The 13,699-nt window shown below is 37.5% G+C and carries 24 protein-coding genes, 2 rRNA genes and 1 pseudogene (1 of these 27 only partly in view); 2 read left to right on the forward strand and 25 right to left on the reverse strand.

Annotated elements, in window-relative coordinates; all coding sequences use genetic code 11:
- Positions 1 to 78: 78 nt before the first annotated feature.
- The 4 genes from AZF37_RS07510 to AZF37_RS10635 all read right to left on the reverse strand — a co-directional run bounded on the left by AZF37_RS07510 (position 79) and on the right by AZF37_RS10635 (position 2,297).
- Positions 79 to 423 carry an InlB B-repeat-containing protein gene (locus tag AZF37_RS07510; protein WP_088370245.1) on the reverse strand — a complete coding sequence of 115 codons (345 nt, stop codon included), beginning with the start codon at positions 421 to 423 and terminating at the stop codon, positions 79 to 81.
- Entirely contained in the window at positions 369 to 1,325 is a 957-nt protein-coding gene (locus AZF37_RS07515; RefSeq protein WP_088370246.1) for an InlB B-repeat-containing protein, read from the reverse strand. Before AZF37_RS07515 ends, AZF37_RS07510 begins: the two co-directional genes overlap by 55 nt.
- 125 nt (positions 1,326 to 1,450) lie before the next feature.
- Positions 1,451 to 2,140, reverse strand: coding sequence for a hypothetical protein (locus tag AZF37_RS07520; RefSeq protein ID WP_162473995.1), 690 nt, complete (start codon positions 2,138 to 2,140; stop codon positions 1,451 to 1,453).
- A complete protein-coding gene (locus AZF37_RS10635; RefSeq protein WP_162473996.1) occupies positions 2,124 to 2,297 on the reverse strand; it encodes a hypothetical protein in 174 nt (57 codons plus the stop codon). Before AZF37_RS10635 ends, AZF37_RS07520 begins: the two co-directional genes overlap by 17 nt.
- A gap of 37 nt (positions 2,298 to 2,334) precedes the next feature.
- Here AZF37_RS10635 and AZF37_RS13420 point away from each other — a divergent pair, with 37 nt between their 5' ends.
- Complete coding sequence (locus AZF37_RS13420) at positions 2,335 to 2,553, forward strand: transposase (protein WP_088369221.1); 219 nt, start codon at positions 2,335 to 2,337, stop codon at positions 2,551 to 2,553.
- Positions 2,554 to 2,729: 176 nt separating this feature from the next.
- Positions 2,730 to 3,314: an IS3 family transposase gene (locus AZF37_RS13425; protein ID WP_425425424.1), complete on the forward strand. Its 585-nt coding sequence runs from the start codon at positions 2,730 to 2,732 to the stop codon at positions 3,312 to 3,314.
- Between the two features lie 326 nt (positions 3,315 to 3,640).
- Here AZF37_RS13425 and AZF37_RS12480 read toward each other — a convergent pair whose 3' ends face one another.
- From AZF37_RS12480 to AZF37_RS07610, 21 genes and pseudogenes are all read right to left on the reverse strand, one after another.
- On the reverse strand, positions 3,641 to 3,934 hold the full coding sequence (locus tag AZF37_RS12480; protein WP_281178854.1) for an SDR family oxidoreductase: 294 nt from the start codon (positions 3,932 to 3,934) through the stop codon (positions 3,641 to 3,643).
- A 73-nt stretch (positions 3,935 to 4,007) separates the two neighbouring features.
- The gene (locus AZF37_RS12485) at positions 4,008 to 4,229 is read right to left on the reverse strand and encodes an SDR family NAD(P)-dependent oxidoreductase (protein ID WP_281178855.1); all 222 of its coding nucleotides are present in this window, start codon (positions 4,227 to 4,229) and stop codon (positions 4,008 to 4,010) included.
- Positions 4,226 to 4,894 carry a GntR family transcriptional regulator gene (locus AZF37_RS07535; protein WP_088370248.1) on the reverse strand — a complete coding sequence of 223 codons (669 nt, stop codon included), beginning with the start codon at positions 4,892 to 4,894 and terminating at the stop codon, positions 4,226 to 4,228. Before AZF37_RS07535 ends, AZF37_RS12485 begins: the two co-directional genes overlap by 4 nt.
- Positions 4,895 to 5,005: 111 nt before the next feature.
- Positions 5,006 to 5,467: a lipoyl protein ligase domain-containing protein gene (locus AZF37_RS07540; protein ID WP_088370249.1), complete on the reverse strand. Its 462-nt coding sequence runs from the start codon at positions 5,465 to 5,467 to the stop codon at positions 5,006 to 5,008.
- Positions 5,468 to 5,473: 6 nt separating this feature from the next.
- Positions 5,474 to 5,746 (reverse strand): hypothetical protein, encoded by a 273-nt coding sequence (locus AZF37_RS07545; RefSeq protein ID WP_088370250.1) that lies wholly within the window; start codon positions 5,744 to 5,746, stop codon positions 5,474 to 5,476.
- A gap of 198 nt (positions 5,747 to 5,944) precedes the next feature.
- Complete coding sequence (locus AZF37_RS07550; RefSeq protein WP_088370251.1) at positions 5,945 to 6,286, reverse strand: hypothetical protein; 342 nt, start codon at positions 6,284 to 6,286, stop codon at positions 5,945 to 5,947.
- Positions 6,196 to 6,426 (reverse strand): hypothetical protein, encoded by a 231-nt coding sequence (locus AZF37_RS10905; RefSeq protein WP_172793098.1) that lies wholly within the window; start codon positions 6,424 to 6,426, stop codon positions 6,196 to 6,198. The genes AZF37_RS07550 and AZF37_RS10905 overlap by 91 nt, the downstream gene beginning before the upstream one ends.
- Positions 6,384 to 6,737, reverse strand: coding sequence for a BMP family ABC transporter substrate-binding protein (locus AZF37_RS07555; protein WP_088370252.1), 354 nt, complete (start codon positions 6,735 to 6,737; stop codon positions 6,384 to 6,386). Before AZF37_RS07555 ends, AZF37_RS10905 begins: the two co-directional genes overlap by 43 nt.
- Positions 6,738 to 6,765: 28 nt before the next feature.
- On the reverse strand, positions 6,766 to 6,999 hold the full coding sequence (locus tag AZF37_RS07560) for a hypothetical protein (protein ID WP_088370253.1): 234 nt from the start codon (positions 6,997 to 6,999) through the stop codon (positions 6,766 to 6,768).
- Between the two features lie 284 nt (positions 7,000 to 7,283).
- Positions 7,284 to 7,442 (reverse strand): hypothetical protein, encoded by a 159-nt coding sequence (locus tag AZF37_RS10640; protein WP_162473997.1) that lies wholly within the window; start codon positions 7,440 to 7,442, stop codon positions 7,284 to 7,286.
- Positions 7,442 to 7,774 carry an amidohydrolase family protein gene (locus tag AZF37_RS07565; protein WP_088370254.1) on the reverse strand — a complete coding sequence of 111 codons (333 nt, stop codon included), beginning with the start codon at positions 7,772 to 7,774 and terminating at the stop codon, positions 7,442 to 7,444. The genes AZF37_RS10640 and AZF37_RS07565 overlap by 1 nt, the downstream gene beginning before the upstream one ends.
- Positions 7,771 to 7,929, reverse strand: a complete 159-nt coding sequence (locus AZF37_RS10645; protein ID WP_162473999.1) for a hypothetical protein — start codon at positions 7,927 to 7,929, stop codon at positions 7,771 to 7,773. The genes AZF37_RS07565 and AZF37_RS10645 overlap by 4 nt, the downstream gene beginning before the upstream one ends.
- Positions 7,930 to 7,950: 21 nt before the next feature.
- Positions 7,951 to 8,157, reverse strand: coding sequence for a hypothetical protein (locus tag AZF37_RS07570; RefSeq protein ID WP_088370255.1), 207 nt, complete (start codon positions 8,155 to 8,157; stop codon positions 7,951 to 7,953).
- Positions 8,132 to 8,599, reverse strand: coding sequence for an amidohydrolase family protein (locus AZF37_RS07575; RefSeq protein ID WP_088370256.1), 468 nt, complete (start codon positions 8,597 to 8,599; stop codon positions 8,132 to 8,134). The genes AZF37_RS07570 and AZF37_RS07575 overlap by 26 nt, the downstream gene beginning before the upstream one ends.
- Positions 8,600 to 8,647: 48 nt before the next feature.
- Positions 8,648 to 8,881 (reverse strand): hypothetical protein, encoded by a 234-nt coding sequence (locus AZF37_RS07580; RefSeq protein ID WP_088370257.1) that lies wholly within the window; start codon positions 8,879 to 8,881, stop codon positions 8,648 to 8,650.
- Positions 8,878 to 9,156 carry a hypothetical protein gene (locus AZF37_RS07585; protein WP_088370258.1) on the reverse strand — a complete coding sequence of 93 codons (279 nt, stop codon included), beginning with the start codon at positions 9,154 to 9,156 and terminating at the stop codon, positions 8,878 to 8,880. Before AZF37_RS07585 ends, AZF37_RS07580 begins: the two co-directional genes overlap by 4 nt.
- Positions 9,157 to 9,173: 17 nt before the next feature.
- Complete coding sequence (locus tag AZF37_RS07590) at positions 9,174 to 9,620, reverse strand: hypothetical protein (protein WP_088370259.1); 447 nt, start codon at positions 9,618 to 9,620, stop codon at positions 9,174 to 9,176.
- A gap of 99 nt (positions 9,621 to 9,719) precedes the next feature.
- Positions 9,720 to 10,181 (reverse strand): annotated as a pseudogene (locus AZF37_RS12490) (methenyltetrahydromethanopterin cyclohydrolase).
- A 52-nt stretch (positions 10,182 to 10,233) separates the two neighbouring features.
- On the reverse strand, positions 10,234 to 10,602 hold the full coding sequence (locus tag AZF37_RS12495) for a methenyltetrahydromethanopterin cyclohydrolase (RefSeq protein ID WP_088370261.1): 369 nt from the start codon (positions 10,600 to 10,602) through the stop codon (positions 10,234 to 10,236).
- A 280-nt stretch (positions 10,603 to 10,882) separates the two neighbouring features.
- Positions 10,883 to 10,997, reverse strand: a 5S ribosomal RNA gene (gene rrf, locus AZF37_RS07605).
- Between the two features lie 121 nt (positions 10,998 to 11,118).
- A 23S ribosomal RNA gene (locus tag AZF37_RS07610) occupies positions 11,119 to 13,699 on the reverse strand (it continues 343 nt past the right edge of the window).

Genomic DNA, 13,699 nt, shown 5'->3' on the forward strand with positions numbered 1-13,699 from the left:
GATTTTTCTTTTTATTATAAAAAAGCCACGATAAACACGGCTTTTAATTTGGTTGCTTTTTATTTAGATTTTGCTTTCTTAAATAAGATAAATGTTCCTGAAATTAAGGCCAGTATTGCTGAAATAATGAGCATCGTATTGGGCTCCTGTTTTAGGTAAATTAAGACCATTTAGAGAACCTTTATTAGAGTCATCAACAGGTTTTCCAGGATTAACTGGATCTATTGGTTGGGCTTTCCATTGCGCAAATAATGTTATATTATCCACTATTGTAAGCTGTTCTCCTACATTATAGGGAACGCCCTTGCCATCTCCACTAGTATTCCAACCAACAAAATCATAACCATCCTTAACTAAGTCACCTTTATCTAAAACTGTTGCAAGATCAGCGAGAATGTAATCTTCAGAATCAATAGGGGCCAAACCGCCAGGTTTCCATTACCATCGTAAACAACTTTATTTATAGGCGCAAATATACTGTAAAGAATTGTATCTCCAGTAATAGTAAACGTGCTACCAGTTTTATAGCTAGTACCTAAACCATCTAATTGAGTATTCCATTCCTTAAATCTTGAAGTAGCATCATAACGAGTAGTTGGAGGATCCTCTGCTACAAGAGTACCATATACATAAGATACTTTTAAAATAGCATTGGGATCTATGCCTTTGTAATATTCTGTTCCATCATAGTCTCCCATTTGTGGTTTACTCCATGTAGAACCATTACCATCAAATTTAACATACATAGCTTCAATAGATCCAGTATCAGAATTTAATGAATGTCTCGTAAAACCTCTTTGTCCTTGTGGTAATAAAGGAGTTCCAGCAGCATTATGAGCAAGTCCAGAAACAACAGAGCCATCTGAAGGTAAAATAGGTACAGTTTCAATTATTGAATAACCATTATTATTACTGCCCTGCCAGCGAATGTCTCCGGCAGTAATGCTTGATTCATTTTCCCTAAGCTCCGGCGTTGTTGTTCCAAATGTATTTAAAACATCATCAGGGTCTATGGCATTTCCATTATCAATACCTATATTATTAATACTCTCTGTAACATTAGGAATAGCTACATTATTATATTTACTATTGGTATCAACTACACCATTTTTATTATAAGTATAATTTCCTACAATAATATTATTTTTTAAGGCTACAGCACATGAACCACCTATAGAAATCCCTCCACCTCTCTGGGTTAAACTTAAAATTGATTTTCCAGTTTCAGATTTATTATTAGTAATAGTATTATTGATAAGAGTCGCTTTAGTATTATATAAAGAAATACCACCTCCAGAATCCACATAACTATCATTATTCTGCAATCCCTTTGCTACATTTCCAAAAAATGTATTGTTCTGGATTGTAGTTACACTGGAAGGATTAGGATTCTGAACAAAAAGTCCTCCTCCTTCATCAAAAGCTTCATTATTTTTGAAAGTAGTTCCCTCTACAAATAAATTAGACGGCGGTGTATTAGCTTCTGCAAAAAAGCTAATACACCGCCTTCAGCTGTTGTTTCCGATGAAGTAACATTATTGATAAAGTTGTTTTCAAATATACATTCATGAATAGTTACATTCCCCGAGCAATAATCAAGACCAACAGCGCCTCCTCTTTGAATATGATTATTCATATAGAACATACTGTTTTTAATGACAACATCCCTATCATTGCCTTTTAGTAAAATAGTGCCACCTTTATAACCAGGCCATGAGCCCTTGTTACCAATAAAAATACATCCATCAATTAATAGATTAATTTTAGGCCCATCAACATTAATTACTGCCCCTGAAGTTACTGCTATATTGCCAATAAAAGAAGAATTGCTTATGGTTACTTTATTCCCGTTATAGCCAATACCGATAGCACCACCACTTGTGACTCCTTCAATGATGCAATTATCTACAAATAAATTATAAGGATTAGCTTGTACTCCGCTAATTTCAATGTCTCCAGCAGTAGTTCCCCTAGTCACATCTGTGCCTGAAATAGTGTTAAAGCCTACTAACTTCAAAGCCTTAAAAGTAACCGTGCCACTTCCAGTAGTATAAACTTTAAAATGACGGGCATTTTCAATATTAGGTGCCTTTAACGTCTTAAGATTAACATCATCATTCCCTCTAACTAACAACCACATTAAAATTATGGCTAATATTAAAATTAGCTGTATTGATAAGGTTTTCAGGAAAATTGTCACCGAGTACAACTTCTACATCACTTGTTGCATTATTAACTGCAGCTTCTAAATCTGTTTGGACATATACTAAAAAAGTAGACAGGAAAAAGTGAAACATGTTTTAAATAAGTAGACACATAAGAAAGGATAAAATTATGAATAATTACAAGAAATACGATGAAGAATTTAAAAAAAGTATTGTTAATTTACACCAAAACGGTAAAACTCAATCCCAACTTTCTAAAGAATATGGTGTCTCCATGTCTGCTTTACACAAGTGGATTAAACTTTATTCTCAGGTTAGAATTGATGATGATACTATTCTAACCGCTAAGCAGATTAAGGATCTTCAAAAGCGTAATGCTCGACTCTAGGAGGAAAATATCATTTAAAAAAAGCAATTGCCATATTCACGCCTCACTCAGACAAAGATTAATGGCTGTTCATACCCTTCGTTTTCAGCACGCTATCTCTTTTCTTTGTCATGTCCTTAAAGTGAACCGCAGCTCCTATTACAAATACTTTTCGGAAAAACTTTCTCCTAGAACTATTGAGAATTAAAAACTCCGTCAGCTTATTCTCGGAGATTTGTCATCTTACTAAGAGACGTATTGGCCCATCTAAGATTAAGGCTCTTCTTTCCTATGACTATGGCATCAACATCAGTATTGGTAGAGCGAGCCGCCTGATGACTGACATGAATCTTCCTAAAATGCCTACTATCAAACTTCGGTTTATTCATCCGAGGTCTATTCCCAATTTTGATTGCCCTAACTACCTAAATCAAAATTTTAATGTTCCTCAGCCCAATCAAGTCTGGGCTAGTGACATTACCTATATTAATTTAAATGCCTCTTTTGCTTATCTCTGTGTTATTATGGATTTATTTTCTCGTAAAATTATTGCTTGGAAGCTCTCTCTTAAAATTGATACTTCTCTTGTTAAGGATACTTTTATCAAAGCCTTTTATTCTCAAAAACCTTCTACTTCTCTTATTTTTCATTCTGACAGAGGTTCCCAATATACTTCTTTTATCTTTAGAAAGCTCCTTGATTCTTTTGGTATCATTCAATCTTTTTCTAAGCTTTCTCATCCTTGGGACAATGCTGTCGTTGAGTCCTTTTTAAATATATGAAAAAAGAAGAAATTCTTCGTAGGTCTTTTTCTTCCTTTGCTCAAATTAAGCTTTCCTGCTTTGAACACATTGAGGGCTTCTACAACCCCCTATACGTCCCCACTCTGCTAATAACATTCTTTCTCCTAATTCCAAAGAAGACTATTTTTTCACTTCTATTAAAACTTAATTTCACTTTTTCTATCTACTCTATTGACATTCTTCCAAGCCTACAGCTGCCCTTTTAATAGGAGATGCATCATCAGATACTAAAAATAATACAACTTTTGATACTTCTGGTGGTTGCATCATTTCATCTAATGGAATAACAACGGCAGCATCTTCGTCTATTCTTTCGCGAGTATACTCAGTGTTAACATACCTAAATACATTGCATTTACGTTAATGTTTTTTAACTTAACCTCTTCAGATAAAATACCAGTAAAACTAACAATTCCAGCTTTTGAAGCGCCATAAGCACCAAAGCCTGGGAATACAATTTTAGCACCTGCAGATGCAATATTTAAAATTTTACCATATTCTTTTTTAAGCATATGAGGTAAAACAGCCTTTGTACAATAGAAAGTACCATTTAAATTCACTTCAACTTGAGCCTTACAATCCTCAAACAGATGTATCAATAATTTCCTGTCCTTTATGATAGGCTGCATTATTAATTAAAATATCTACACCACCATGTTTTTCCACTACAACTTAAACAAGGTTATTAACCTTATCTACGTCAGTAATATCAGCAACGTATCCGTCTGCTCTGCCACCTGCTGCTTTAATTTCAGCAACAGTTTTTATGTCATCTTCTCTTATATCGAAAATAACAGTAATTGCACCCTCTTTAGCTAAATCCTTAGCATACTGGGCTCCTAATCCACGACCAGCACCTGTAACAATTGCTACTTTGTTTTCAAAACGCTTCATGATATACCTCCTTTTAATAACACTTCTTTTAAAGCTTCAAAGCAGTGTTCTTCATGGTTTTTAATTATATAATTCAACTGATTTAAATCATTGTCTCCTAATGCATCTAATATCTTATTGTGATCTTCAACTAACACAACTATTCTATCAGAACAATAAGTTACAGCTGATTTATACCAATTTTCATGTAAGAATGCGTGATCTTTTAATAGTTTTTTAACTTGGGGTAAATCAACTAAGCCATAGACATTATTATGATAAGCATTAGCACTTGCAACACAGCCCTCTCTATCCCCGTTTTTAATGGCCTCTGCACTTTCAGCTACTAAGGCTCTCAAATCTTTCAGTATTTTAGTATTAACAACGCTATTTTCAATAAGATAATTAAAGGCTACTTTCTCTAATGCGCCAGAAATAAGTAAACTCTCTCTAGCTTCAGCAACTGAAGTTTCTTTTATCTTAAAACCTAAGCCAGGATATAAAACCACATAGCCTTCAGATTCTAAAATTTTAATGGCGCCACTAACAGGTGTTCTACTCACACCGATTTGCTCTGCAATATCAATCACAGTATATATTTCATCTTTTTTAAAATGTCCATTTCCAATCTTTTCTTTTAGCTCCATATAGACATACTCTGTTTTAGTAAGAAATCTTTTATCCATAATCTACTCATACCTCCATGCTACATGTACCCACATTTAATATGCAACTTTTATTTAAGTCAAATGTTGCTAGACTCTCTTCAATTGCCTTATAAACCATAGGTTCATGACTCACTTTTTTATACCGTAATAACTAATAAAATCTCTTGTGCTATACACACTGGAGCCTAGTATCTTTTTATTCTCAATACATAAATCCCCCATACCTTTTATATTTAAAGGAATATCCATAGTCTTGAGAATGCCACTTTGTATTTTTGCAACAATACCATTTAAAAAGACTTCTATTTCTACAAGTTCTTCTCTTCTTTCTTTTTTAAAAGCTGCTGTAATTACAGCAACACCTGGGAAGAGGAGTACAGCTCCCCCTCCCCCTTTGCGCCTATAAATAGGCACGTTGTCTTGTCGACAATGATCCATCAAAATATCCGGTTCATGTGGTGTTACTCTGCCTAGAACAACAAAAGAAGAGTGTATTGGTTCAATTTTAATCAATTTCTTCTCTCTTGACATTGCCTCTAATAATTGGCTATCCCAATTATAGGCAGGGGCAGGAAAGGGTTTTATTTTCATTTTTACTCATCTTGCACTTTCATAAGGCTCAGCCCAAGCTTTTGGTGCTGCGACTTGTTTAGAGAAGACAAGTAATAATAATGTTATGATGTAAGGAATCATAATAGCTGTCATATAACCACCAGGAATCACTGCATCCCACTTAAATATTTGAATAAAGTTTCTCAATGCTTCGGACATACCAAATACTAAACAACCTATAGCAGTTCCAATTGGTGTATAACGTCCAAAAACAATACATGCAAAAGCAATAAAATCTTTACCTGCTGTCATATTCATTGTGAAAGTTCTAACATCACCAATGGATAATGCTGCGCCAGCAAGATTGGATATATACTAAAAACATTAATATATAAAATTCATCTTTCTCATTTTTTACATATCCCAAATCTCTGTTTTATAAATAAGTAAACCTAAAGAAAAGAGTTAACAATTGGTTAGAAAATACTCCAGCAAACTGTTCCTCTACCTACAATCCTACTTATTTTGATGGTAAGATTTCAGTTTGCTCATAGAAATCACTTTGAGGCAAGCCCGATAAAGCGAAAATAGTCTGAGCATTTTTTCACCAGACTTAATTGCTTCTGCCGCTTTTTCACCTGTAGCTTTAGCCTCAGCTGGTGAAGAAGGTGACCAAGTGCCTAAACGAAGCATATTATCAGAAAATGAAGGCAACCAAGCCTGTGCAACAAAAGTACCATTCTTTACATCTAGTTCTAGTTTTTCAATTACTGCCGGCACATCTTGTATTCCAGATGTTGCAATAAAGCCTTTTTTAAACTGAGGATAAAAATCACCTGTCCAGCCCCAATAAACCAAACTTCCTTACCTGCTACAGCAGCTTCATCAACAGCTTGAATAACCCCTGCATCACAAGCATCTCCAATACCAACAATTGCATCGACACCTTGATTAATTAACTGTTCAGCAGCTTTTTTCCTGCTGCAATATCTGCCCAACTGCCTGTGTAAACATCAATAACTTCTATACTTGGATCTGTTTCTTTTACAGCGGCTTTGATTGCGAAAACTTCTGCAGTAAGAGTTTGAATTTTAGCATCACCAGCAAATCCAAGTTTTTTATTTTCACCTGATAAAGAGGCCGCTACTTTACCTACCATATAACCAAGCTCATACCCTTTGAATTCTGCCGAAGTTAAATTTGGGGCCTCAGTTCCCCTTGATCCACCAATTTGAATAAACTTAATATCAGGATATTCTTTAGCCGCTTCTACTAATGCATACCCCCACTCGTAGCCATGACCAATAATTAAATTATAGCCTTAGTCAGCATAATCTTTAATAGCATTTTTGTGAATCTTGAGATACATTTTCAGTATTCGCAATCTCAAAACCTGCCACCTCAAGTTTTTGAAGCCCCTCATAAGCCAACTGATTCCAACCGCCATCATTAACAGGACCTCCTGTTAATAAAGCTGCTTTCATTTTAGCCTCCGTTTTACTCGTTCCACAGCCAACAAACAATACAACTACCACTATTAATACTAGGGTTATTGACATTTTCTTCTTCATCTCATTTCCTCCTTATTTGTTTGGGCATACTATTAAAATGAGAAAGACTATTTTCCCTGGGTAATGAGCTTTGTAGATGTTATAGCTTATTTTCGTTTTAAAATTAGTATTGCAAATATTTTTAAGATGAAGCAATTGATATACTGAATATATATAGCGTTAGTAATAATGAATTTTTCTTCAAACAGTATAAAACAGTATAAAACAGTATAAAAAAGCTGGCATTTTTTTACTCTTATAGTATAACTTACTATTTTTTTGTAAGGGGTTACAGAATTTCTTATTTAAACAGAAACACCGGTCTTCTCTCTAAGTAAATTACCTCTAAGTTGTAATTCACTTATAATATCATCTCTATCAGCATTCATATGCATCTTGTTTTTTATAGTAAATTTGCCATTTATAATAACTGACTCAATGTTTTCTGGAGAAAAACAATACACTAGATTAGTAATATAATCATAGCAAGGTGTTCCATTAAGAGATCCAGCGGAGTTAAAAATAAAGCAGTCAGCTTTTTTCCAACTTCAATTGAACCTAAGTCTTTTTCTCTACCAATTACTCTTACCCCTTCAATTGTTGCCATTTTTAAAACAGTTTCAGCTGATATAACGGTAGCATCTTCTGTAAACCCCTTATGAATTGTAGCCGTTGATTTTAAGACTTCTAAGTAATTTAAACTATCATTACTAGCAGCGCCATCCGTAGCAATTCCAACATCTAATCCAGATTCATGAAACGCTCCAATTGGAGCAAAACCACTTGCTAAAATCATATTTGACACTGGACAATGGACAATCTTACAATTGTTTTTTTCATAATCTCAATATCTTTTTTAGTAGCTTTTACAAAGTGAACACATATAAAATCCTCACCAAGAATACCCACTTCATCTAAAAATTCCATTGTAGTTTTACCATAGTGATCCAAACTATATTGATCATCATCTGTTTAGATAGTATGCATAGTCATTGGAATCCCATATTTATCTGAATAGACTCTACATTTTTTAAAACCTTCTTCAGTATGATCCCAAATAATCCCCGGTGTTATTACAAGAGAAACCATATCATCATCTTCAAGGGCAACAGCTAGACGATCAATTTGCTTGAAAAAATCATCTTCACTTTCCTCAACAGGACAACCTAATCCTTCCACTTGAGTATGAGCCCTTCCTAGCTTCCCCCCTCATACCTGTATTACGAAAAGCTTCTATGACAGCATCATCTAATGCTTCTAAACTAGTGCCATGGCAATACATATAATCGAGAAAAGTAGTTACGCCACTTTCCATACTCTCCATGCAACCAGCTGTAGCAACTATAAAAACATCTTCTGCATCAATGTAGGGCAAAGTTTTTTTGATAGATGCATTTAACCAATCTAAGAGCTTGCGATCCCGTCCCAATCCTTTCAATAAGTTTTGAAAAAGATGACCATGACTATTAATAAAGCCAGGAAACAAGGCTTTATTAGAGCCATCCTGAATTTCTTCCGCTGAAAAACCTGCATCAATTTCAGAAGTTTTTCCAACAGCAACAAAACGACTGCCTTTAATAGCTACTGCCCCATTTTTAATTTCCTCGCTATTGCAATTCATCGTCACAATATTAATGTTTTTATGATTAAATCTACATGCATCATCTTATTAACCTCCATTATAGGACAGCTTTTGACGAGTAAAAATAAAAGAATTACCATGTCTATTTAATTGAACAATTTGACTTTGTGGATGACTTTCATAAGTAAAAGGCAAGCCATATACTGGACTCAATGTACCTCCGATAAATGTTGTAGTATGGGTAATAAATATTTCATCCATCAACTTTTCCTTCATCAAAAGCCACATAAAAGTTGGTGATTCAATTAAAATATGATTCATACCAACTTTTTTAACAAAGCCATATGTAAAGGAATATCTGTTTTAGCAGAAACTCCTGTTGTAATTACTGGGATTTTACCACCTAATTGACTTAGTCCCTTTTCAATCTCTACCTCATTAATATTTTCAAGGGAATCTACATGAGCAAGTAAATAAAATCTGCCACCTCCGTGTTCATTAATATAGTCCCAACCTTCTGGTGTTGAAAATAGGCTAATTGGAACTAAATCCTGATTGAAAATTTGGTGTTCAAAGGGTACATCACTGCCATCCAATGTATAATATAATCACATTAGAGGGGTGCGCCTCTCCTCTTACCTAAATATTCATGCCTTTCAGCAATTAAATCATCATCATAGACGGTCATCCACATATTAGGCTCAGAAACCAATGTTTTTGTACCATTAATTACAACATCTGCATAAGCTCTTAAAAAATTCAGTACATAAAAATCTGTTAAAGCTCCATTTTCATTAAGTGTATTAGATTTTGCAACTAAAACTCCTTCAGGTCTATTTGGATAAGCCATTTTGCCATCCATGGATAATGCAATAGATGCAAAACTATAAGGATAATCTCCAGCAGTTATTGGAAAAATTACCTTGCCATAAGTCTCTTCAACCTTCGGTAAATATGCCTTTGGTAGGCCTTTTTTATGAACAGCATCAATTACCTCTTGGTCTTTGAAGCAATTAATTGTTGAAACTTTATTTTTATTAAATTCAATTTTAGGTAACATAATTCTCCTCCTAATTTAAAATTTAAAAAAGTTTTTTAATAATCTCTTTATTTACAATTCCAGCAGTAAAGCTATTGCCAAAGTTAACATTATGGATAGTCACTCTAGCACCAGCATCCCCTTCAGGGTCCATATTGAAAAATCCATATTGGCATTTTCAAAGGTAACCTGGAAAGGCTCTGGATAATATGGAGAAGAAGTAATAGCTACAGTACTATGGATGATTTTTTTAATAGTGATGTCATCTGTATCCATCCAAAACTCTGAATGAGCTCCATAGGTAATGGCATCATTAATGCGCCCCATTGCAACTGCTTGATTCCTAACTAAAGGTGCAATAGGTGCAATTCCCCTTGCGTGCACAAAAGCTTCTTTTTCGAACCCTTTAAGAAAAAGCTTATGATAAATCTATTCTACACTTCTAGCCGCTATTTGCATAGCACCAACAATAGAGGAATTTGAAGCAATCGAAAGATATAAATCCTCCGGTTTAACATGGGCTTTAGCTGCAATATCCATATAGCCATAGCATCCGATGGCATATGAATTCCTCGGATACATAAAACGGCCTCATGATGGTTATCCACATAGTCAACATTCCTCATGTAAGGATCTAGAGACAATTGTGCTTTTTTGCTCTTGCCGGACCCGATCCAATGGCAGCAAAAGGGCCTTTTTCAAGTGACCAACCAGCAAGCTGTGACAGTAAAACACTATGGTCTAAGTCGCTTACATAGACTTCAACAGCACTAAAGGAATGAACCTCATCAAGTTCCCATGTACCTAATTGTACAGTTGATAAATTACCAAAACAGATTTCACAGAACTTAATACCTGCCTCGTAGCTTCCTTTGGCTTTAATGCCCATATCAATAACCGTTGTTCCCGATGGTAGTTTCGAACTAACAACACCTAGTTTTTCCTCATTTTCTAAAACAAATCTAACAAGCTTCATTGCTTCTTTATTAATACTTATAGCCATAACCCTTCTCCTTTTCAATATATTCCAATATAATTTGATTTAAGAGAAGATCCGCCTAAATATTTAAGCATAAAAAGTTGGCTCTCATCAATCCTTTTCGATTGATGAGAAATATGTTGCTGATGTAAGTAAGCCGAATTCATACTATACATGAAGCATAAGGCCTCCTTTTTTTCTATATAACCATAATACACAAATATTTATGAAAATGCTACCATTCTTTTCAAAATAAAACATAAAAAAGTGATACTTAAAGTATCACTTCAATTGATAAATAAAAAACTGGCAACGTCCTACCCTCCCAGGCCCTAAGACCAAGTACTATCGGCGCTGAAGAGATTGACTGCTGTGTTCGGGATGGGAACAGGTTTGGCCTCTTCGCTATCGTCACCAGTTAAATTAACTGTTTTCTTTTTTTATATTTAATTCTCTATCTATCTCTATCTATATAAGGGCGCCTTTTGTTCCCTCAAAATTGCATAATGGATTTTTGTGATTTTTTAAAATCGCGACTTTTAGGTAAAGTCCTCGATCGATTAGTACTGGTCAGCTGAACGCATTGCTGCACTTACACCTCCAGCCTATCAAACTGGTCTTCTTCCAGTGATCTTAGTAGTAAACTACGGGAAATCTCATCTTAAAGTGGGCTTCACGCTTAGATGCTTTCAGCGTTTATCCCTTCCAAACTTAGCTACCCAGCTATGCCGTTGGCACGACAACTGGTACACCATTGGTTTGTCCACTCCGGTCCTCTCGTACTAGGAGCAGATCTCTTCAAATTTCCTACGCCTGCGGCGGATAGGGACCGAACTGTCTCACGACGTTCTGAACCCAGCTCGCGTACCGCTTTAATGGGCGAACAGCCCAACCCTTGGGACCTACTTCAGCCCCAGGATGCGATGAGCCGACATCGAGGTGCCAAACCTCCCCGTCGATGTGAACTCTTGGGGGAGATAAGCCTGTTATCCCCGGGGTAGCTTTTATCCGTTGAGCGACGGCCCTTCCACTCGGAACCGCCGGATCACTAAGCCCTACTTTCGTACCTGATCGAATCGTCACTCTCTCAGTCAAGTTGGTTTCTGCCTTTACACTCTACGGATGATTTCCAACCATCCTGAACCAACCTTTGGGCGCCTCCGTTACTCTTTGGGAGGCGACCGCCCCAGTCAAACTGTCCACCTGACAATGTCCCCGATCCGGATAACGGACCTAGGTTAGAATTTCAGTACTTTAGGAGTGGTATCCCACCAGTGACTCCATACAAACTAGCGTCCATACTTCAAAGTCTCCCACTTATCCTGTACATAAAGCACCGAAACCCAATATCAGGTTACAGTAAAGCTCCACGGGGTCTTTCTGTCCTGCCGCAGGTAGCCAGCATTTTCACTGGCACTACAATTTCGCCGAGTCCTTCGTTGAGACAGTGCCCAGATCGTTACGCCTTTCGTGCGGGTCGGAACTTACCCGACAAGGAATTTCGCTACCTTAGGACCGTTATAGTTACGGCCGCCGTTTACTGGGGCTTCAGTTCTAAGCTTCGCTTGCGCTAACTCTTTCCCTTAACCTTCCAGCACTGGGCAGGCGTCAGCACCTATACTTCATCTCATCGATTTTGCAGGCACCTGTGTTTTTGATAAACAGTCGCCTGGGCCATTTCTCTGCGACCACTTCAAGCTTAGGACGTATGTCCATCACCCTAATGCGGCACTCCTTCTCCCTAAGTTACGGAGTTATTTTGCCGAGTTCCTTAACGAAGGTTCTCTCGCGCGCCTTGGGCTTCTCACCCCTCCTGCCTGTGTCGGTTTACGGTACGGGCACCTATTTCTCTCGTTAGAAGCTTTTCTTGTCAGTGCGGAATCAACGACTTCCCTACTATTTTCGGTCGTCATCACTTCTCAGGCTTTTGTGTTGCGGATTTGCCTACAACACGCCCTACTTGCTTAAACAGGGAAAACCAACTCCCTGATCGCCTATCCTCCTGCGTAACTCCATCCTCAAATGAGATATAAGTGGCATTGAATTATCAATCAATTGTCCATCGACTACGCCTTTCGGCCTCGCCTTAGGTCCCGGCTTACCCTGGGCGGACGAGCCTTCCCCAGGAAACCTTAGGTTTTTGGCGGGCAGGATTCTCACCTGCCTTCTCGCATACTCATACCAGCATTCTCACTTGTATACGCTCCAGTTCGCCTTCCGACTTACCTTCTCCGCTGTATACAACGCTCCCCTACCCAACATTACTGTTGCCTAAACTTCGGTGATGAACTTGAGCCCCGTTACATTTTCGGCGCAGATCCACTCGACCAGTGAGCTATTACGCACTCTTTAAATGGTGGCTGCTTCTGAGCCAACATCCTGGCTGTCTTTGCATTTCTACATCCTTTTCCACTTAGTTCACACTTTGGGACCTTAGTTGTAGGTCTGGGCTGTTTCCCTCTCGACTATGAACCTTGTCACCCACAGTCTGACTCCCAGTATACATTTATGGCATTCGGAGTTTGATAAGGTTCGGTAACCTGTTAAGGCCCCTAGCCCATTCAGTGCTCTACCTCCATAAATGCTCTCCTGAGGCTAGCCCTAAAGCTATTTCGGGGAGAACCAGCTATCTCCGGGTTCGATTGGAATTTCACCCCTATCCACACCTCATCCGCTCAATTTTTAACTTAAGTCGGTTCGGTCCTCCACGAAATTTTACTTCCGCTTCAACCTGGACATGGATAGATCACCCGGTTTCGGGTCTACAGCGCTAAACTTTTGCCCTTTTCAGACTTGGTTTCCCTACGGCTCCTGTGCTGAACACATTAACCTCGCTTAACACCGTAACTCGCTGGTCCGTTCTACAAAAAGTACGCCGTCACTTTCGCTCCGACTGCTTGTAAGCATATGATTTCAGGTTCTATTTCACTTCCCTCACGGGTTTCTTTTCACCTTTCCCTCACGGTACTTGTTCACTATCGGTCACTGAGGAGTATTTAGCCTTGGGGGGTGGTCCCCCCGGATTCCCACAAGGTTTCTCGTGTCTCGTGGTACTTGGGATACTGCTTCGCTTCCCTTCAATTTCGTCTACTGGACTCTCACCATCTTCGGTGGACCTTCC

Source organism: endosymbiont 'TC1' of Trimyema compressum (genome assembly GCF_001584725.1).
GTDB lineage: Bacteria > Bacillota > TC1 > TC1 > TC1 > TC1.